Below are 20,129 nucleotides of genomic sequence, written 5' to 3'. Positions count from 1 at the left end.
GCCATCATCCATCTCGCTGCCGCCGTCATAAACTCACGATGAATCTCAACAAGCCCTAGAGCATGATGCCGAAAAGTATGAAGCGCTTTTCGGGCCACATCATGCTCTATCTCTTTGATTTAGAGCCGGATTCAGATTTCGGGTCAAACGGACCTGAAACCATCCGGCTCTAGCGCAAGCCTCCGAAAAGCGGAACGTTTTCGCCGGCTTGCCAAACGGGTGGGCGCGAGCGTCCAAAGACGCGCGCCGCCCGGGCGAGAAAACAATTGACGCAGAATTGTTTTTTCCCGATAAAAGACATTATCTTTAAATGGGCGCAAGTCAATCCGCCCGCATTCCCAGGATCACCCAGGACAGCCGCCCGTGACCATTGCAAACACCATCCTCCTCTCGCCCTCCGATAATGTCGCCGTCGCCAACGGGCGCATCGAAATTGGAACGTTATTGCCGGGCGGCGCCGCCGCGACCGCCGTGATCGAGCCTGGCCACAAGGTGGCGATCAAGCCGATCGCCGCGGGCGAAGCGGTGGTGAAATACGCGCAGGCGATCGGCCGCGCCACGCAAGCCATCGCGGCAGGCGAGCATGTCCACTCGCACAATCTGGTCTTCGAGAGCGGCCGCTTGCCGGTGGTGCCGCCGAGCGAGGCCGAGCACGCCACCGAGGCCGACCGCAAGCGCACCTTCATGGGCTACCGCCGCGCCGATGGGCGAGCCGGCACGCGCAACTTCATCGGCATCATCGCCAGCGTCAATTGCTCGTCGACCGTCTGCCACGCCATTGCGGACGAAGCCAACCGCACGCTTCTGCCGAAATATCCCGGCATCGACGGCTTCGTGCCGATCGTCCACGGCCAGGGCTGCGGCATGAGCGCCACCGGCGACGGCATGATGGTCCTGCACCGCACCCTTGCCGGTTATGCGCGCCACCCGAATTTCGGCGGCATCCTGATGGTGGGGCTGGGCTGCGAGGTCAACCAGCTCACCCTTTACGGCCAGAAGGGCGTGGCCGCCGGAAAACGCCATTTCAACATCCAGGAAGCCGGCGGTTCGCGCAAATCCGTCGAGAGGGCAATGGGCGTGCTGGCCGAGATCGCCGACGAGGTCGGCCACTTGCAGCGCGAGCCGATCCCGGTCTCGGAGATCGTCGTCGGCCTGCAATGCGGCGGCTCGGACGGCATGTCCGGCATCACGGCAAATCCGGCGCTGGGCGCCGCCGTCGATATCCTGGCCGGTTGCGGCGGCGTCGGCATCCTGTCGGAGACGACCGAAATCTACGGCGCCGAGCATCTGCTTGCCTATCGCGCCGCCTCGCCCGAGATCGCCGCCAAGCTCGACGGCTATGTGAAATGGTGGGAGGACCATACCGCCAAGCACGGCGCCTCGATCGACAACAACCCCTCACCCGGCAACAAGCGCGGCGGCCTGACCACGATTCTCGAGAAATCGCTGGGCGCCGTCGCCAAGGGCGGCCAGACACCGCTCAACGGCGTCTTCGGCTATGCCGAGAAGGTGTCGGGCAGCGGCCTGGTGTTCATGGACACGCCCGGCTACGACCCGGTCTCGGCCACCGGCCAGGTCGCGGGCGGCGCCAATGTCATCGTCTTCACCACCGGCCGCGGCTCCTGCTTCGGCTGCCGACCGACGCCGTCGATCAAGGTCGCCACCAATTCGACCATGTATCACCAGATGGAAGAGGACATGGACGTCAATTGCGGCGTCATCGCTTCGGGCGAGAAGACCATCGCCGGCATGGGCCGCGAGATCTTCGAGCTGATCATCGAGACGGCGTCCGGCCGCAAGACCAAGAGCGAGGCGTTCGGCTACGGTGACAACGAATTCGTGCCCTGGCATCTCGGCGCGACGCTTTAGTCGCAGGCCATTGTCGTGGAGGAAGCGCTGCCAGCAAGGAAGTCTGCCTTCATAATTGCGACCTCACGATGGAATGAATATTCCATATTGACAGTATCGTGAAATTATCGTTCCATACCGACAGGGAGGAACGGAAGCGCCCATGTGCTGCCAGGGAGGGGCCGGGCAAAGCTCACCCGGCATCACACAAACGGCACCAGACACCGCTTGCATCGACCATGGCGATGCATTATCAAAAAAAGGCATCTGTTTTTTATTGATAAAGTTCTGTTCGGGCCGCGCCTATCCAGACGGAGCTTCCGCAACCTTCACCAGGCGACTTTAGGGAGGAACCTAATGAAATTCGTGACCAGCCTTCTCAACCGCCGTGCCTTCGTGGCCTTGGCGGCCGCGTCGATGCTTGCCGGCGCGATGCATTCCGCGCCCGCTTCGGCGGCCGACGTGACCATTCCGATCATCGTCAAGGATACCACCTCCTTCTACTGGCAGATCGTGCTGGCCGGCGCGCGCAAGGCCGGCAAGGATCTCGGCATCAACGTGCCGGAGCTCGGCGCCCAGGCCGAAACCGACGTCAACGGCCAGATCTCGATCCTCGAGAACGCCGTCGCCAGCAACCCGGCCGCGATCGTCATCTCGCCGACCGAGTTCAAGGCGCTCGGCAAGCCGATCGACGAGGCGGCCTCCAAGGTCAAGGTCATCGGCATCGATTCCGGCGCCGACTCCAAGGCCTTCACCTCCTTCCTGACCACCGATAACGTCCAGGGCGGCCGCGTCGCCGCCGACGGTCTCGCCGCGGCGATCGGTGCCGCCAATGGCGGCAAGATCGAGGGCGACGTCGCGCTGATCACCAACGCCCCCGGCGCCGGCTCGCTCGAACAGCGCAAGCAGGGCTTCACCGAACAGCTCAAGGCAAAATATCCGGGCCTGAAGCTGGTCGCCGACAAATACGCCGACGGCCAGGCCACCACCGGCCTCAACATCGCCACCGACCTGATAACCGCCAATCCGAACCTCAAGGGCATCTTCGCGTCCAACCTGATAATGGCGCAGGGCGTCGGTCAGGCTGTCGCCGAGAACAACCTTGGCGGCAAGCTGGCGTTGGTCGGCTTCGACAGCGACGAGAAGCTGATCAAGTTCCTCAATGACGGCGTCATTTCCGCACTGGTCGTCCAGGATCCGTACCGGATGGGCTATGACGGCATCAAGACCGCTTTGGCCGCTTCCAAGGGCGAGAAGGTCGAGGCCAATGTCGACACCGGCGCCAATCTGGTGACCAAGGCCAACATGAAGGATCCCAAGATCGACGCGCTGCTCAACCCGAAGCTCAACTGAGCAACGTCGCTTGCAGTCGTTTCCGGGGCCTCGGCGCCCCGGAAACAGCCGTCACAGCGGCTTGGCAATTCGCCGGCTTGCTTTAGGCTCAGTCCTCAAGATGCGCGCCAGACGCATCGCTGTGTATCCAACGGTTAGGATCAATCTGGGAGGATTGTCATGACGTCGACGGCGCAGGACCTGCACCCCGCCCCCACGCTGGCGCCGGGCCGGACGATCCTCGAGCTCCACGGCCTGGAGAAGCGCTATCCCGGCACGCATGCGCTGAAGCCCGTGCATCTCGCGTTCAAGGCGGGCGAGATCCACGCCATCGTCGGCGAGAACGGCGCCGGCAAGTCGACCCTCATCAAACTTCTCACCGGCGTCATGCCGCGCACTTCCGGCGAGGTCATCTGGGAAGGCAAGCCGGCAGCCTTGGCCACACCGCATGAGGCGATGGCGCTCGGCATCAACGCCGTGCACCAGGAGGTCGTGCTTTGCCGTCACCTGACGGTCGCCGCCAACATGTTCCTTGGCGAAGAGGATTCGCGCTTCGGCATCCTCCAGCAGCGCGCCATGGTCAGGGAAGCGCAGAAGATCATCGACGATCTCGGCTTCGACCTGCCGGCGCATGTCGTGCTCGGCGACCTCACCATTGGTCAGCAGCAATTGATCGCCGCCGCCCGCGCCACCGTGCGCGGCACCAAATTCCTGATCTTCGACGAACCCACCGCCTACCTCACCCGCAAGGAAGCCGACCAGTTGTTCACGCTGATCCGACGGCTGAAGGGCGAAGGCGTCACCATCATCTACATCAGCCATCGCATGGAGGAAGTGTTCGAGCTCGCCGACCGCGTCTCGGTGCTGCGCGACGGCACGCTGGTCGGCACCCGCAACATCGCCGAGACCAACGACGCCGAACTGGTCAAGATGATGATCAATCGCTCGATTGAGCAGGTTTACCACAAGGAGCATTTCACGCCGGGCGCGACCATCGTCGAAGCACGGAACCTGTCCGGCAAGGGCTTCGAGAATATCTCGATGACCGTACGCGCCGGCGAGATCGTCGGCCTCTACGGCCTGATCGGCGCCGGCCGCAGCGAATTCGTCACCACGCTGTACGGCCGCCACAGGAAGTCGGCCGGCCAGATCCTGTGGGAGGGCAAGGAGGTCCAGGTCAATTCCGAGCACGACGCGATCCGGCTCGGCATGGCGCTGGCGCCGGAAAGCCGCCGCGATCAGGGCCTCTGCCTCAATTTGCCGGTCGGCATGAACCTCAACCTGCCGATCTACAAACGCATCTCCAGCAATTTTTTGATTTCCGGCGCCAAGGAGAAGGCCGAGGCCGATCGCCAGATCGCCGGCCTCAGGATCAAGACGCCGACGCGCGGCGCGCTAGCCTCCAGCCTGTCGGGCGGCAACCAGCAGAAGATCGTCATCGGCAAATGGCTGGCGCACGGCGCCAAGCTGTTCATCTTCGACGAGCCGACCGTCGGTGTCGATGTCGGCACCAAGGCCGAGATCTACCGCCTGTTCGGCGAGCTGCTGTCCAAGGGCGCGGGCATCATCCTGATCTCGTCCTACCTGCCTGAGGTCTACGAGCTGGCCGACACGCTGCATGTGTTCCGGCGCGGCAAGCTGGTCGCCACGCATGGCTTCCACACCGCCGATCACGAGGACATTCTCACCCAGGCGCTCGCCGAGAAACAAGAGAAATTGGGAGGACAGACATGAGCACCGAGGCGATCTCCGCAGAAAAGCCGAAGCGCAACTACAATGTCCTGTTCGGCCTGACGCTGCTGGCGCTGCTGGTGCTGCTCTGGATCGTCCTGTCGGTGGCGACGCCGAGCTTCGCTTCGGGCAACAACATCGCCAATCTGCTGCGCCAGGGTTCCATGATCGCCATCATGGCGGTCGGCCAGACCTTCGTCATCATCACCGGCGGCATCGACCTTTCCGTCGGCGCAGTGGTCGGCTTCGGCACAGTGGTCGTCGCCATGCTGATCAACGCCGGCGTCCCGATCTGGCTGGCCATTCTGGCCACCTTGCTGGTCGGTGTCGCCATCGGCATGTTTCATGGCTTCGGCATCGTCAGGATGGGCCTGCCGCCCTTCATCATCACGCTGGCGACGCTGACCTCGCTGCGCGGCATCGGCCTGCTGATGACCAACGGCAATTCGATCAACATCAACAGCGACAGCTTCACCGCCTTCTCCAGAAATTCCTTTATCGGCATTCCCAACCTGTTCTGGATGGTGATCCTGGTCGGCGTGCCCGCCTACATCTTCCTGCACCACAGCCGCTGGGGCCGCTACCTCTTCTCCGTCGGCTCCAATGCCGAGGCCTCGCGCCTGTCCGGCGTCAACGTCCAGCGCACCATCTACATGGCCTACACGCTGTCCGGCCTGTGCGCGGCCTTCGTCGGCGTGCTGCTTGCCGCCCGCATCGGCATCGGCAATCCGACCCAGGCCGAAGGCTGGGAACTGCAGGCGATCGCCTCTTCCGTCATCGGCGGCACCTCGTTGTTCGGGGCGGTCGGCTCGGTGCACGGACCGCTGCTTGGCGCCTTCATCCTCGCCACCATCAACAACGGCGCCAATCTGCTCAACGTCAACTCGTTCTGGCAGCGCATCATCACCGGCGTGCTGATCATCGTCATCGTCTACTTCGACGGCCTGCGCCGTCGCGGCAAATGAATCCTCCCTGACTTCCGCCGGCCTCGTTCGTACGAGGCCGGCGTCCTTTTTTGAATATTGGATTTGCGAAATGAAAGCCGTTGTCTGCCGCTCACCCGGCGAGCTTGTCCTCGAAGACCGCGCCGACCCTTGCGCGCCCCCGCCCGGTTGGGCGCGGGTTGCCGTCAGCCACGTCGGCATCTGCGGCACCGACTACCACATCTTCGAAGGCAAGCACCCGTTTCTGGCCTATCCGCGCATCATGGGCCATGAGGTCTCCGGCACCATCGTCGAGAAGGGCGAAGGCGTCGATCTCGCCGTCGGCGAACCGGTCGTCATCAACCCCTATCTTTCATGCGGCAAATGCATCGCCTGCCGGCACGGCAAGCCGAATTGCTGCGTGAAGATCGAAGTGCTCGGCGTCCACCGCGACGGCGCCATGTGCGACGAGATCCTGGTGCCGGCGCAGAACCTTTATCCGGCAAACGGCCTGTCGCTGGCCGACGCCGCGGCGGTGGAATTCCTGGCCATCGGCGCGCATGCGGTGCGCCGTTCGCTCGGGACTCCCGGCGCGCGCACGCTGGTCATCGGCGCCGGGCCGATCGGCCTCGGTACGGCGATCTTCGCGCGCATCGCCGGACTTGATGTCAGCCTGCTCGACATGAACGCCGAGCGCCTCGGCTTCGCCGAAAAGGCACTCGGCTTTACCCCGCTGGACGGCTCGAAGGCGACGGCTGCCGAACTGGTCCGGCAAGCAACCTCCGGCGAGGGTTTCGACCTCGTATTCGACGCGACCGGCAACACGCCCTCGGTGCAGTCCGCCTTCGCCCATGTCGCGCATGGCGGCACGCTGGTGCTGGTCAGCGTCGTCAAGGACGACATCGCCTTCTCCGATCCCGAATTCCACAAGCGCGAGATGACGCTGATCGGCAGCCGCAATGCGCTGGAGGCCGATTTCGACCATGTTGCGGCCTCGATCCGCAACGGCGCCGTGCCGCTGAACAAGCTCGTCACCCATCGCACGACGCTCGCCGCAACGCCGCGCGATCTGGCGCAATGGACGCATGAGAAATCAGGGCTGATCAAGGCGGTCATCGAGGTCGGGTCATAAACGGCAGCCGGTGAACCTGACCCGAATTGACGCCGCCGCGTAGGTCGACCCCCGCTCCGTCGAGCTTCGCTCGACACCTCTCCCCCGATCGACGGGGGAAGAGGAAAGGTGCGAGCTTATGCCGGCTGGCTCCCTTCCTCTCCCTCCGGAGGGGGGAGAGGTGGCGCCGCGAAGCGGCGACGGAGTGGGGGAAGGCGCTTCTCAAACGCGAAGACTCTGACAATTAAGCGGCCGAGCTGGGCTGACATCAGCGTGAGACAGATCAATCACGGGTCTGAGACAAGGCCAGCATCTCCTACGACGCCGAGAGCCTCAGCTCCACCCGCTCCGCCGGAAAGCGCGACTCCGCGAACTGGATCGGCTGGCCATCGAGCGTGACGTTCACCGCGACGGTGACCAGCACGATGGCGCCGGGCTGCAAATCGAGTGCTGCAAGGTCGTCGGCGTCGGCGTGCCGCGCTGACAGCACTGTCGAGTGGCGCAGATAATCGTTGATGCCGAAACGCTTCAGCGAGGCAGTGATCGACCCCGTTTCCGCCATAGCTGCCTCGATGCCGGCGAAGCGCTTGGCGTCGAACCAAGTCGTCGCGCGCGACACCGGATGACCGTCGGCCTCGCCGCGCGTCTCCAGGCGGATAACGGCAGCACCCTTGGCAATGCCCAGCGCCTCGGCGATGCGCCGGCTGGCCGGCTCCGTCGATGACGACAACAGCGCGATATGCCGCTCGCTCGTCTGCCCTTGCAGTCCGGTCGAGAAGCGCGTGCGCGCGCCGATCGGATAGGACAGCCGTTTGCGCGACAAGACGAAGGTGCCGCGTCCCTGCTCGGCCTTCAGCACGCCTTCCTGCACAAGTGCTGCAATGGCGCTGCGCACGGTGTGGCGGTTGACGCCGTAACGTTCCGCCAGCGCGACTTCGGGCGGCAGCGCCGCGTTCTCCGCGAAATCGCCATTGGCGATCGCCTGCAGGATCCGATCGGCGATCTGCCGCCACAGCGACACGCCGTTACGCCTTTCGATACTAGCCGCCAGTCCAGTCACCCATCGCCCCCAAGCATTTTTCCCGGGTTGTCATCCACCCGTCATGGACTCCCGTTACGAGATGAGTATAATTTGTATAGTTGTCTATATCAATAGACAAATTTTATGCATGTAAGGATCGATGCCATGCGAGGACAGGAAGCGCGCGAGCAGGCCGGGCGGAAGGCCTTGATGGCGACGCTGGCGCATGCCGCAGCCGATGAGATCTCCCGTCTGTGGAACGAAGCGGGCCTGCCGTCCGAGGCAGAGCTTTTGCGCGGCCCGGAGACCGGATTGGTGACGGTGCGCGGGCGGATCGGCGGCGGCGGCGCGCCGTTCAATGTCGGCGAGGCGACAGTCACCCGCGCCACGGTGCGGCTGCCATCCGGCAAGGTCGGCCACTCCTATGCGCTCGGCCGCGACAAGGGCAAGGCAAAGCTCGCGGCGATCGCCGACGCGCTCTGGCAGGACCCGGCGCATCGCGAGGCGGTCGAGACGAAGCTGGTCGCGCCCTTGCGCGCGGCGCTCGATGCGGCGCGCGAGACGCGGCGCGTCGAGACGGCGGCAACGAAAGTGGATTTCTTCACCATGGTGCGCGGAGAGGACTGATGGACATCGCCACGCAATCGATCGACGGCGGCTTCACCGAGCCGGTTTTCGACGCGCAGACCGTCTTCCGCGCCATCATGGACGCGATGGCGCGCCCCGGCACCGTCCAGGACCTGCCGCAACTCGCCCGCCCGCCAGCGCCATTGTCGGCGACGGCAGGCGCGGTCGCGCTGGCGCTCTGCGACAACGACACGCCAGTCTGGCTCGATCCGCCGCTGCAGGCGGACGCCTCGGTCAAGGCATGGCTCGGCTTTCACACCGGCGCGCCTTTGGCCAACACGCCCGCCGACGCGCATTTCGCCCTGATCGCCAATCCGAAAGAGATGGCGGCGCTCGACGGTTTTGCGCAGGGCACGCAAGAATATCCCGATCGCTCGACGACGCTGATCCTCCTGGTCGAGGATCTCGCTTCGGGCCCGTCGCTGCTGCTCGACGGTCCTGGGATCGAAAAGACGTCGATGATCGCGCCTCCGGGCATGCCGCGCCATTTCGTCGAGCAGTGGAAGCAGAACAACCAGCGTTTCCCGCGCGGCGTCGACATCATCCTGGCGGCGCCCGGCAGCCTCGCCTGCCTGCCGCGCACCACCCGCATCAAGTCGATGGAGGCATGACATGTATGTCGCGGTGAAAGGCGGCGAGGCCGCAATTGCCAACGCCCATCGGCTGCTGGCCGACCGCCGCCGCGGTGACCGCTCGGTGCCGGCGCTGCGCCTCGACCAGATCGTCGAGCAGCTGGCGCTCGGTGTCGACCGGGTGATGAGCGAAGGCTCGCTCTATGATCGCGAGCTGGCGGCTCTCGCCGTCGTCCAGGCGCGCGGCGATATGATCGAGGCGATCTTCCTGGTGCGCGCCTATCGCACCACGCTGCCGCGCTTCGGCTACACCAACCCCGTCGATACCGGCACGATGCAGCTCGAGCGGCGCGTGTCGGCAACCTACAAGGACCTGCCCGGCGGCCAGGTGCTTGGTCCGACTTTCGACTACACCCACCGCCTGCTCGATCCCGAGCTTGCCGCCGGCGCCGAGGTCGAGACGCCGGCGCAGCGTCCGGTCGAGCCAGAGGCCATGCCGCGCGTTTCGGCGATCCTCGCCCATGAAGGCCTGATCGAGGCCGATGGCGACATGCCGCTTGACCACGTGCCTGGCGATATCACGCGCGAGCCGCTGCAATTCCCGATGGCGCGCGACATCCGCTTGCAGGCACTGTCACGGGGCGACGAGGGTTTTCTCCTGGCGCTCGGCTATTCGACGCAGCGCGGCTACGCCCGCAACCATCCCTTCGTGGGCGAGGTGCGCATCGGCGAGGTCGAGCTTGAACTCGACGTGCCGGAACTGCCCTTCGCCGTGCCGCTCGGCTCCATCCGCGTCACCGAATGCCAGATGGTCAACCAGTTCAAGGGCTCGGCCAAGGCGCCGCCGCAGTTCACCCGCGGCTACGGCCTGGTCTTCGGCCAGAGCGAGCGCAAGGCGATGGCCATGGCGCTGTGCGACCGGGCGCTGCGCGCCGGCGAGCTTGGCGAGGACGTCGTCGCCGCCGCGCAGGACGAGGAATTCGTCATCTCACATTCCGACAATGTCCAGGCCACAGGCTTCGTCGAGCACCTGAAGTTGCCGCATTATGTCGACTTCCAGGCCGAGCTCGGCCTGGTTCGCCGCATGCGCGCCGAATACGAGGCGCGGGAAAACGAGGACAAGGCCGCCGAGGAAAAGCGGGAGGCGGCGGAATGAGTTCAGTGCCCGCTACCGGAATGTCCGCCGCCGCCACCAAACCAAGGGCCAGTAAAGCCACTGGCGCCGCCAACGGTCTCGCCGTGCGGGGGCTCTTTCGGCGTCGGAAGAACCATCTTCCGAAGCGCAAAAGCCGCAACGCCGGCGAAGACCAGCAACAGCACGCCAAGATGCATCCAACCGGTAGAGTCCATGTGGATCTGCTTCCGCGTCTTGAGCGTCAAATCCATAGCACGAAGCGGACGTGATCGCCATGACCGACATCGCCACCTACAACTTCGCCTATCTCGACGAGCAGACCAAGCGGATGATCCGCCGCGCCATTTTGAAGGGCATCGCCATTCCCGGTTACCAGGTGCCCTTCGCCTCGCGCGAGATGCCGATGCCTTATGGCTGGGGCACCGGCGGCGTGCAGGTCACCGCCTCGATCATCGGCCCGGACGACGTGTTGAAGGTCATCGACCAGGGCGCCGACGACACCACCAACGCCGTTTCGATCCGCGCCTTCTTCAAGAAGGTCGCCAATGTCGCCGTCACGACCGAGACGGCCAAGGCGAGCATCATCCAGACCCGCCACCGCATTCCCGAGCAGCCGCTGACGGCCGGCCAGGTGCTGGTCTTCCAGGTGCCGATCCCCGAGCCGCTGCGCTTCCTCGAGCCGCGCGAGACCGAAACGCGAAAAATGCATGCGCTGGAGGAATACGGCCTCATGCATGTGAAGCTCTACGAGGACATCGCCAAGCACGGTCGCATCGCCACCACCTATGCGTACCCGGTCAAGGTCGAGGGCCGTTATGTGATGGACCCTTCGCCGACGCCCAAATTCGACAATCCGAAGATGCACCGCTCGCCAGCCCTGCAGTTGTTCGGCGCCGGCCGCGAAAAGCGCATTTATGCGGTGCCGCCCTTCACCGACGTCGTCAGCCTAGACTTCGAGGACCATCCCTTCGAGGTGCAGACCTTCGACCAGCCCTGCGCGCTCTGCGGCGCCGAGAATGTCTATCTCGACGAAGTCATCCTCGATGACCATGGCGGCCACATGTTCGTCTGCTCGGACACCGACCACTGCGAGAAGCGTCGCGAAGATGGCCATCACGGCCACCTTGCGCCGGAAACCCATCTCGCCCTGGAAACAAAGGAGCCGGCAGAATGACCGACGAACCGCTGCTGCGCGTTTCGGCGCTGTCCAAATTCTACGGCTCGCGCGTCGGCTGCGAGAACGTCACCTTCGACCTTTGGCCGGGCGAGGTCCTGGCGGTGGTCGGCGAGTCCGGCTCCGGCAAGACGACGCTGCTTAACTGCCTGTCGACCAGGCTGCTGCCCTCCTCCGGTACCGCGAGCTACCGCATGCGCGACGGCCAGTGGCGCGAGCTCTACCGCATGAGCGAGGCCGAGCGCCGCTTCCTGATGCGCACCGACTGGGGTTTCGTCCATCAGAACCCGGCCGATGGGCTGCGCATGACAGTGTCGGCAGGCGCCAATGTCGGCGAAAGGCTGATGGCGGTCGGCGACCGCCACTACGGCAAGATCCGCGCCACCGCCGTCGACTGGCTGTCGCGCGTCGAGATCGACGAGGACCGCATCGACGACGAGCCGCGCGCCTTTTCCGGCGGCATGCGCCAGCGCCTGCAGATCGCCCGCAATCTGGTGACCGGCCCGCGGCTCGTCTTCATGGACGAGCCGACCGGCGGCCTCGACGTCTCGGTGCAGGCGCGACTGCTCGACCTGTTGCGCGGGCTGGTCACCGACCTCGGGCTGGCCGCGATCGTCGTCACCCACGACCTCGCCGTGGCGCGGCTTTTGTCGCAGCGCATGATGGTGATGAAGGACGGCCGCGTCGTCGAAAGCGGCCTCACCGACCGCGTGCTCGACGACCCGCGCGCGCCCTATACCCAGCTTCTCGTGTCTTCGATTTTGCAGGTGTGACCGCATGATCCCGAAAAGTGGAAGCCGGTTTTCGGATCAGATCATGCGGAAAAACGAAGGACTCTGATATGCCCACTCCTCTCGTCGTTTCCGATGTCGCCAAAAGCTTCACCATGCATCTGCGCGACGGCGTCACGCTGCCGGTGGTGGCAGGCGTCTCCTTCTCGATCCGCGCCGGCGAATGCGCCGTGCTCGGCGGCCCTTCCGGTGCCGGAAAAAGCTCGATCCTGAAGATGCTCTATGGCAACTACGCCGTGGATGAAGGCCAGATCATCGTCCAGCATGGCGGCGGCTTGATCGACCTCGCCTCCGCCAGCCCGCGCACCGTGCTTTCCGTGCGCCGCCACACCATAGGTTATGTCAGCCAGTTCCTGCGCACTGTGCCGCGCGTCTCCGCGCTCGATGTCGTCGCCGAGCCGTTGGTCGAGCGCGGCGAGGATAGGGAAAGCGCACGGGAGAAAGCACGCACTTTGCTTGCCCAGCTCAACCTGCCGGAAAAACTCTGGGCCTTGCCTCCCGCGACCTTCTCCGGCGGCGAGCAGCAGCGCGTCAACATCGCGCGCGGCTTCATCACCGAGCATCCGATCCTGCTGCTCGACGAGCCGACTGCCTCGCTCGACGCGAAGAACCGCCATGTGGTGGTCGAGCTCATCGCCGCCAAGAAGGCGGCGGGCGTCGCCCTGCTCGGCATCTTCCACGACCTCGACGTGCGCGACGCGGTGGCCGATCGCGTCATCGACGTCACCGCTTTCGCCGCCGGAAAGATCGCCGCATGAAGCTTTCGGAGACGCCGCTGATCCATCCGACAGCGCAGGTCGAAAACTCGACGCTCGGGCGCTGGACCGAGATCGCCGAGCGCAGCCGCGTCGCCGAATGCGAACTCGGCGACTATTCCTACATGATGCAGGACTGTGCCGCGTGGTGCGCGACCATCGGCAAATTCTCCAACATCGCGGCGAGCGTCCGCCTCAACGCCACCAATCATCCGACATGGCGGCCGACGCTGCATCACTTCACCTATCGGGCGTCCGACTATTGGGACGACGCCGAGCATGAGAGCGCGTTCTTCGCCGAGCGTCGCGCCAGGCGCGTCACCATCGGCCACGATACCTGGCTCGGCCATGGCTCGACCGTCCTGCCCGGCGTGACCGTCGGCGACGGCGCCGCGGTTGGCGCCGGCGCCGTCGTCTCGAAAGATGTCTCGCCCTACACCATTGTCGGCGGCGTACCGGCAAAGCCGATCCGCGAGCGCTTCGACCGCCGCACCGCGGAGCGCTACCAGGCTTTAGCCTGGTGGGATTGGGACCACGCGAAGCTGCGCGCCGCCCTCGACGATTTTCGCGAGCTGGAGGCCGAGGCTTTCCTGGAGAAATATGGCGGCTAGGTACGGTGAATGGCGAATGGCGGAAGACAAGGTCCCGGCCAGGGAAATCCTCTTCACCATTCACACCGTTGACACATGACTCGGACAGGACGCCATCTCCCCCAAGGAGATCGCGATGCTCGCCACAGTCAGACCTTCGCTCGCCGGATTTTTCGAAGGCACCAATCCGATGGCGCCAGTGTATCTCGGCACTCGTTACGACACGTCGGGCAATTTCCTCCTCGAGCCCGGCAACACGGTCGTCAGTCACCTCGTCGGCGGCTCTACTTCCGAAGCTGCAATCATCGAGGTGCGCAAGCGCATGCTGGCCATGCCCGACGCCGATCGGCTCGCCTTCACGCCGATCTCCAGCCTTCACATGACGCTCTTTCAGGGCATCATCGAATACCGGCGCCGCCTTCCCTACTGGCCATCGGACGTGCCGCTCGACACCGGCATCGACGACATGACCCGGCTCTATCTCGGTCGCCTGCAAGGCTTCGAGGGCCACGGCCCCTTCAAGGTCAAGATTGTCGAAGTCGTGCCGACCGGCCTCACCGTCGCCGGCGCCACCGACGAGGACCGCCGCGTCCTGAAAGCGTGGCGCGATGCCCTTTCAGTGCCGTTCGGCTACCGCCATCCGGACCACGAGACTTATGCCTTCCACATCACCTTCGCCTACCAGATCCGCCGCCTCGCCGACGAGCGGGCCGCTGCCTGGCAGCACCTGTTCGATGACTGCCTGTCATTCCTCGAGCGCGGGGCTCCGGTGATCGAGCTCAGGCCCCCGGCCTTCTGCAGCTTCAAGGACATGAAGCATTTCGAGGAATTGCTGGTGCTTGGTTGAATCCCCAAGCCTGTGGGACGTAACAAAACTGACATCAATCCGACACCCCAGCTTCATCGGCCTGCGCTAGCGAAGGTTAACAGACCTGCAAAAGCGCGACGGACTGGAGTTTTGGTATGTCAGCATCATCGGCCACGCTTGAGATCCGCGGCGTAACCCGACGATTTGGCAAGAACACCGCCGTCAGCGACATCAACATCTCGATCCCGCGCGGCCAGATGGTTGGCATTATCGGCCGTTCGGGCGCCGGCAAGTCGACGCTTTTGCGCATGATCAACCGTCTCATCGATCCCAGCCGGGGGTCGATTTTTTTTGACGGCGCCGAGGTCTCCAGCCTGCAGGGTCCGCCGTTGCGCCGCTGGCAGCGCGACTGCGCCATGATCTTCCAGCAGTTCAACCTCGTGCCGCGCCTCGACGTCTTGACCAATGTGCTGCTCGGCCGCCTCAACCATCGCTCGACGGTTTCCAACCTGCTGGGCATGTTCACGCGCACCGAGTGCGCCGAGGCGGTCGCCGCGCTCGAGCGCCTCGACATCGCCCGCACCGCGCTGCAGCCGGCCGGCACGCTGTCCGGCGGCCAGCAGCAGCGTGTCGCGATCGCCCGCGCCATGATGCAGCAGCCGAAAGTGCTGCTGGCCGACGAGCCGATCGCCTCGCTCGATCCGCTCAACGCCAAGGTGGTGATGGACTCGCTGCGCGACATCAATCTGCGCGAAGGCATCACCGTCGTCACCAACCTGCACACGCTGGACACCGCGCGCGCCTATTGCACCCGGATCATCGGCATGGCCGCCGGCAAGGTCGTCTTCGACGGCGCCCCGGAAGACCTCGACCGCGACGCCGTGCGCACGGTCTATGGCGCCGACGCCAGCGGCGCCGAGATCTCCGAAGCCATCACGTCGACCAGCGTGACCATCAAGCCGAAGATGACCGCATCCGCCGGACCGCTCGAACCAGCCTTCCCTGGCTACTGAGTCCACCGTCCCGGGCCCAGCCGGTGCGGGCAAATCGTGGATTTCAGCAGAGCAACCCGGATCGCCCGCCAGCGTCAAAGGCAAGACTTGAAAAATCAGAACGCAGCCGGCGCAGCCGGAACAACAGGAGAGAGATCGAAATGTTCAGGAAGATGGTTTTTGGGGCGGTTTCGCTGCTCGCCATGGCGGCAAGCGCCGCGCATGCCGCTGATATCAAGGAATTCCGCGTCGGCATCCTCGGCGGCGAGAACGAGACCGACCGCCTGCGCAATTACCAATGCCTGGCCGACCACCTGAAGTCGGAATTCGGCTTCGAGAAGGTCTCGCTGTTCCCCGCCGCCGACTATGACGGCGTCATCCAGGGCCTGCTCGGCGGCACGCTCGACTTCGCCGAACTCGGCGCGTCCGGTTATGCCAGCGTCTATCTCAAGGATCCGAAGGCTGTCACCCCGATCCTCACGACCAAGCAGACCGACGGGTCCACCGGTTATTATTCGATCGGCCTGGCGCTCAAGACTTCCGGCATCACCGACATCAAGTCGGCAAAGGGCAAGAAGCTCGGCTACGCCGATCCGGATTCGACCTCGGGCTACCTGATCCCGCTGACCCAGATTCCGAAGGACACCGGCGCCTCCAACGAGACCTATTTCGCCTCGACCCAGTTCAACGGCGGCCACGAGAACAACGTGCTGGCCGTGCGCGACGGCAAGGTCGACGTTGCCGTGGACGATTCCTCGGGTATCGGCGACTTCAAGAACGGCTACACCTCCGGCACCTTCCACAAGGAAGTCTCCAAGGGCGCCGTCGACCCGAACGACTTCGTCGAAGTGTGGCGCTCGGGCTTGATCCCGAACGGTCCGCTGGTCGTGCGCACCGCGCTGGGCGACGACATGACCGCCAAGCTCACCGCCTTCTTCACCGCCCTGCCGGCCAAGGACAAGGCCTGCTTCGAAGGCGTCGAGGGTGGCGACTTCACCGGCTACGTGCCTGTGAAGCCGGAATTCTACAACGTCATCGTCGAAGCCCGCAAAGCCGCCATCGGCGGCTAATGGCAAGATCAGAAAGGGCGGTGTGCCTCCAGCACCGCCCTTTTTGCATGTCCCGATCATGACATCAGCGACACTCCATTCCGACGCCACCCGCCAGCAGGCCGACGCCTGGCGGCGCCAGACCTCGCTGCGCCGCTTCTACACCGCGCTTGGCGTCGGGCTGCTGCTTGTCGCCATGTTCGCCACCATGTGGTTCGCCGACGAGGCCAATGCCGGCCACTTCTTCGACCGGCTGCCGCATATCCTCGATTTCCTGAGCTGGCTGGTCCCGAAGGACTGGAACGACGTCTGGCGGGCGTTGTTCGACATCGCCTCACCCAACGACAAGGGCACGCAGGAATTCAACTTCCCGCTCGGCCGCGTCTATGTCTGGGGCGGTTTCTACATCCCCGAATATTTCGAGCTCATGCTGACCACGGTGAACGTGGCGCTGGTCTCGACCTTCATCGGCTTCGTCTTCGCCGTTCCCTTCTCCTTCATCGCCGCGCGCAACCTGACGCCGAACCCGATCCTGCGGCTCGTCGTCAAGCGCTTCATGGAACTGCTGCGTGCCTTCCCCGAGATCGTCATTGCCGGCCTGTTCGCGGCCATCGTCTCGATCGGTCCGGTCGCCGCCATCATCGCCATCGGCCTGCATTCGATCGGCGCGCTGGGCAAGCTGTTCTACGAGATCAACGAGAACATCGACATGCGCCCGGAGGAGGGCTTGCGCGCCGTCGGCGCCAACTGGTTCGAGCGCGTGCGCTTCGCCGACCTGCCGCAGGTGCTGCCCAATTTCATGTCGTACACGCTGCTCCGGATCGAGATCAACGTGCGCATCTCGACCATCATGGGCGCGGTCGGCGGCGGCGGTATCGGCGAAGAGCTGAAGCTTTCCATCTCGCGCGGCTTCGGCGCCAAGACGCTGGCGCTGGTGCTCCTGCTCTTCATCACCATCTTCCTCGTCGACCAGTTCTCCGCCTGGCTGCGCCGCAAGCTTGTCGGCGAGCAGGCTTTCCTGATGAGCGCCTGATATGGCTATGACCGCCGACGAACTAAGCGCCATCGAAAGCCGCTACCCGCAGGTGTTCCATCGTCCGGCCTACAAGCGTTTCTGGCCATTGCTCCTGATCGCCAGCACGGTATTCTATCTTGCCTATGCGCTCTGGTTCTTCAGCCTGCCGCAGGTGCTGCGCGAGTCGCACTGGGAACGCCTGCCGCTCTTCCTGTCGCAATGGATCAGCTACGATTTGCAGCCGGAATTCCGTCTCGACCAGCCGCAGATCACGCCGAAATATCCGCGCTTTTCGGCGCTCGGCGAGAACCCCAATCCCGATTGGGTGGTCAGGAACCCCGACGGCACCTTCACGGTCCGGATCGACGGCGATGCGAAATCCGTTACCTTCGACAAGACCAGAGCGGCGATCACGGCCAATGGCGTGACCGTGCCGATAGCGCTGACCGCCGGCAAGCCGGTGGTCACAGGTCCGGTGCCCGACTGGGTGACCGTCCATGACGACGAGATCGTCGCCAAGATGGGCTTCGCCGGCGAGGTGCGCGTCACCGTCGACCGCGTCAAGGTTCGCAAGCGCTTCCTCGGCTGGGCCAATTTCGTCTTCGACACGCGCTCGCCCTTCTTCGGCAAATCGGCCGGCGAGGTCATCTCGCTGATCGTCTCCGGGCCTGAGCTTCAGCCCGGCACGTCGAACCTCGCTCTGGCCGCCGACAACATCTGGAATAACGCGCAGTGGCAGCACGGCGATGTCTGGACGAAACTCCTGCAGACCATCGTCATGGCGTTCCTCGGCACGCTGCTCGGCGGTATCGTCGCCTTCCCGCTCGCCTTCTTCGCCGCCCGCAACATCACGCCGAGCGGCCTGCTCAGCCAGGTGCTGAAACGCTTCTTCGACTTCATGCGCTCGGTCGACATGCTGATCTGGGCACTGTTCTTCACCCGCGCCTTCGGCCCCGGACCGCTGGCCGGCAGTGCCGCGATCTTCTTCACCGAGATCGGCACATTGGGCAAAACCTATTCCGAGGCGCTGGAGAACATCGACGACAAGCCGCGCGAAGGCGTACTCTCGACCGGCGCCAACGGCCTGCTCGTGCAGCGCTACGGCGTGATGCCGGAAGTGGTGCCGGTCTTCATCAGCCAGACGCTCTACCAGTGGGAATCCAACACCCGCGGCGCGACCATCATCGGCGCCGTCGGCGCTGGCGGCATCGGTCTGAAACTATGGGAAGCGATGCGCACCAACTCGAACTGGGCCAACGTCTTCTACATGGTGCTGCTGACGCTGCTCGTCGTCTTCATCTTCGACAACATCTCGAATTTCCTGCGCCGAAGGCTGAGCCGCACGCTGCATGATTACAACAGGCTGCAGGCCGAGCGGGGGTAGTTGGACTGCTGCTTCTAAGGAGAGGTCGGCGGGACAGCGCCCCCCTCTGCCCTACCGGGCATCTCCCCCACTTGGGGGGAGATCAGCCGTCATCGCGGCTTTCGCCAATCGCCCAACAGGATTGAGCGGAACGCCGAAGCCGCCAATCTCCCCCCTTGTGGGGGAGATGTCCGGCAGGACAGAGGGGGGCGCGAAGGATCGCGACGCCCGCCGGACGGTGCACCCTAAGCCGCCTTCTTCCACCCGTCCCTGATATGCTTATACCCCTCGCGATAAACCGCCTCCGGGCTCTCCGCGAAATCGCGCCACACCTTCGTCGCCGCAGCCAGGTCCTTCAGCGAGCGTCCGAACGACTCGATCGTCAGCCAGTCGTCGTAACCGGTCCGGCGGATCGCCGCGAAAGTCTCCTTCCAGGGGATGTTGCCGCGCCCCGGCACGCCGCGGTCATTCTCCGAAATGTGGATATGGACGACGTTTCGGCGATGCTTCGTATAGGCGCCGATCGGATCGGCCTCCTCGATGTTGGCGTGGAAGGTGTCGTACATCGCCTTGATATGCGGCCGGTCGATCGCGTCGATATGCTCCGACAGGTCGGCCATGGTGTTGACGAGATAGCATTCGAAGCGGTTGAGCGCTTCGAGCCCGATGGTCACGCCCTTCTTGCCGGCATGGTCGCCGATGGCGCGCTGCGAGGCGACCGAGCGCTTCTTCTCGGCCGCCGTCGGCCCGCTGCCGGAAAAGGCGCCCAGCGTCGAATGCAGCGGCCCGCTGAGGGTGTCCGCGCCGAGCGCGGCGCTGCAGTCGACCGCCCATTTCATATAGTCGATGCCAGCTTTGCGGGTCGCCGCATCCGGCGAGATCAGATTCATCGCCGGATCGCCCATCGCCGAGACCGCGGTGCGCTCAAGGCCGATTCGGTCGAGCATTTCGCCGAGCTTTTTGTAGTCGTCGGGCACCCCGACGAAGACCGGTATCTCGACGCCGTCGAAGCCGGTCGCCTTGATGTCCTTCAGCAGCGCCTCGTGCTTCTTCGAGACGCTGGTCGTCCACAAGAACATGCACATGCCGATTTTCATCGACGCCCCCTCCCCGCTTGCGGCCAACCCTTTGCGTTGGCCGGCCACACTCCCCCTCATCCGGCCGCTTCGCCGCCACCTTCTCCCCGAGGGGAGGTCGGCGCCGGCGTCGCTTGTCTCCTCTCCCCTCGGGGAGAGGTCGGATTGCCCCGAATTGCTCTTCGCAATTCGGCTGGCAATCCGGGTGAGGGGGGA

At 64.5% G+C, this 20,129-nt stretch carries 19 protein-coding genes; 17 read left to right on the top strand and 2 right to left on the bottom strand.

Translation table 11 applies throughout. The features are described from left to right. Window positions 1-363 precede the first annotated feature (363 nt). From FJ418_RS30530 to FJ418_RS30510, 5 genes are all read left to right on the top strand, one after another. Window positions 364-1,869 (top strand): altronate dehydratase family protein, encoded by a 1,506-nt coding sequence (locus tag FJ418_RS30530; protein ID WP_140871942.1) that lies wholly within the window; start codon window positions 364-366, stop codon window positions 1,867-1,869. A gap of 336 nt (window positions 1,870-2,205) precedes the next feature. Further along, on the top strand, window positions 2,206-3,201 hold the full coding sequence (locus tag FJ418_RS30525) for an ABC transporter substrate-binding protein (RefSeq protein WP_140871940.1): 996 nt from the start codon (window positions 2,206-2,208) through the stop codon (window positions 3,199-3,201). Between the two features lie 159 nt (window positions 3,202-3,360). Next, window positions 3,361-4,914, top strand: coding sequence for a sugar ABC transporter ATP-binding protein (locus FJ418_RS30520; protein WP_140871938.1), 1,554 nt, complete (start codon window positions 3,361-3,363; stop codon window positions 4,912-4,914). Next, a complete protein-coding gene (locus tag FJ418_RS30515) occupies window positions 4,911-5,876 on the top strand; it encodes an ABC transporter permease (RefSeq protein WP_140644615.1) in 966 nt (321 codons plus the stop codon). Before FJ418_RS30520 ends, FJ418_RS30515 begins: the two co-directional genes overlap by 4 nt. A gap of 70 nt (window positions 5,877-5,946) precedes the next feature. Continuing rightward, window positions 5,947-6,966 (top strand): zinc-binding alcohol dehydrogenase family protein, encoded by a 1,020-nt coding sequence (locus FJ418_RS30510; RefSeq protein ID WP_140871936.1) that lies wholly within the window; start codon window positions 5,947-5,949, stop codon window positions 6,964-6,966. Window positions 6,967-7,261: 295 nt separating this feature from the next. On the opposite strand, the gene phnF is transcribed toward FJ418_RS30510, so the two are convergent. Beyond that, window positions 7,262-7,996: a phosphonate metabolism transcriptional regulator PhnF gene (phnF, locus tag FJ418_RS30505; RefSeq protein ID WP_181167154.1), complete on the bottom strand. Its 735-nt coding sequence runs from the start codon at window positions 7,994-7,996 to the stop codon at window positions 7,262-7,264. A gap of 135 nt (window positions 7,997-8,131) precedes the next feature. On the opposite strand from phnF, the gene phnG reads away from it, so the two are divergent. The 12 genes from phnG to phnE (FJ418_RS30445) all read left to right on the top strand — a co-directional run bounded on the left by phnG (window position 8,132) and on the right by phnE (FJ418_RS30445) (window position 18,858). Continuing rightward, on the top strand, window positions 8,132-8,593 hold the full coding sequence (gene phnG / locus FJ418_RS30500; protein ID WP_140709566.1) for a phosphonate C-P lyase system protein PhnG: 462 nt from the start codon (window positions 8,132-8,134) through the stop codon (window positions 8,591-8,593). Beyond that, window positions 8,593-9,204 (top strand): phosphonate C-P lyase system protein PhnH, encoded by a 612-nt coding sequence (gene phnH / locus FJ418_RS30495; protein WP_140871932.1) that lies wholly within the window; start codon window positions 8,593-8,595, stop codon window positions 9,202-9,204. The genes phnG and phnH overlap by 1 nt, the downstream gene beginning before the upstream one ends. Window position 9,205: 1 nt before the next feature. Further along, window positions 9,206-10,321, top strand: a complete 1,116-nt coding sequence (locus tag FJ418_RS30490; protein ID WP_140871930.1) for a carbon-phosphorus lyase complex subunit PhnI — start codon at window positions 9,206-9,208, stop codon at window positions 10,319-10,321. Window positions 10,322-10,574: 253 nt separating this feature from the next. Then, window positions 10,575-11,474, top strand: coding sequence for an alpha-D-ribose 1-methylphosphonate 5-phosphate C-P-lyase PhnJ (locus FJ418_RS30485; protein WP_140871928.1), 900 nt, complete (start codon window positions 10,575-10,577; stop codon window positions 11,472-11,474). Then, a complete protein-coding gene (gene phnK / locus FJ418_RS30480; RefSeq protein ID WP_140544515.1) occupies window positions 11,471-12,247 on the top strand; it encodes a phosphonate C-P lyase system protein PhnK in 777 nt (258 codons plus the stop codon). The genes FJ418_RS30485 and phnK overlap by 4 nt, the downstream gene beginning before the upstream one ends. A gap of 68 nt (window positions 12,248-12,315) precedes the next feature. Beyond that, window positions 12,316-13,023, top strand: a complete 708-nt coding sequence (phnL, locus tag FJ418_RS30475; RefSeq protein WP_140871926.1) for a phosphonate C-P lyase system protein PhnL — start codon at window positions 12,316-12,318, stop codon at window positions 13,021-13,023. Beyond that, on the top strand, window positions 13,020-13,631 hold the full coding sequence (locus FJ418_RS30470) for a DapH/DapD/GlmU-related protein (RefSeq protein ID WP_140871924.1): 612 nt from the start codon (window positions 13,020-13,022) through the stop codon (window positions 13,629-13,631). Before phnL ends, FJ418_RS30470 begins: the two co-directional genes overlap by 4 nt. A 115-nt stretch (window positions 13,632-13,746) precedes the next feature. Next, window positions 13,747-14,457: a DUF1868 domain-containing protein gene (locus tag FJ418_RS30465; protein ID WP_140871922.1), complete on the top strand. Its 711-nt coding sequence runs from the start codon at window positions 13,747-13,749 to the stop codon at window positions 14,455-14,457. 116 nt (window positions 14,458-14,573) lie between these two features. Then, window positions 14,574-15,431 carry a phosphonate ABC transporter ATP-binding protein gene (gene phnC, locus FJ418_RS30460; protein WP_140654418.1) on the top strand — a complete coding sequence of 286 codons (858 nt, stop codon included), beginning with the start codon at window positions 14,574-14,576 and terminating at the stop codon, window positions 15,429-15,431. A 140-nt stretch (window positions 15,432-15,571) separates the two neighbouring features. After that, the gene (phnD, locus tag FJ418_RS30455) at window positions 15,572-16,480 is read left to right on the top strand and encodes a phosphonate ABC transporter substrate-binding protein (protein WP_140644626.1); all 909 of its coding nucleotides are present in this window, start codon (window positions 15,572-15,574) and stop codon (window positions 16,478-16,480) included. A 58-nt stretch (window positions 16,481-16,538) separates the two neighbouring features. Then, window positions 16,539-17,492: a phosphonate ABC transporter, permease protein PhnE gene (gene phnE, locus FJ418_RS30450; RefSeq protein WP_140803369.1), complete on the top strand. Its 954-nt coding sequence runs from the start codon at window positions 16,539-16,541 to the stop codon at window positions 17,490-17,492. A 7-nt stretch (window positions 17,493-17,499) separates the two neighbouring features. Further along, window positions 17,500-18,858, top strand: a complete 1,359-nt coding sequence (phnE, locus tag FJ418_RS30445; RefSeq protein WP_181167153.1) for a phosphonate ABC transporter, permease protein PhnE — start codon at window positions 17,500-17,502, stop codon at window positions 18,856-18,858. 224 nt (window positions 18,859-19,082) lie between these two features. Here the strand turns inward: phnE (FJ418_RS30445) and FJ418_RS30435 are convergent, their stop codons facing one another. Then, window positions 19,083-19,934: a sugar phosphate isomerase/epimerase gene (locus FJ418_RS30435; protein WP_140871918.1), complete on the bottom strand. Its 852-nt coding sequence runs from the start codon at window positions 19,932-19,934 to the stop codon at window positions 19,083-19,085. Between the last annotated feature and the right edge of the window lie 195 nt (window positions 19,935-20,129).

The organism is Mesorhizobium sp. B2-8-3 (genome assembly GCF_006440815.1).
GTDB lineage: Bacteria > Pseudomonadota > Alphaproteobacteria > Rhizobiales > Rhizobiaceae > Mesorhizobium.
This window is presented reverse-complemented; position numbering and strand designations above follow the sequence as displayed.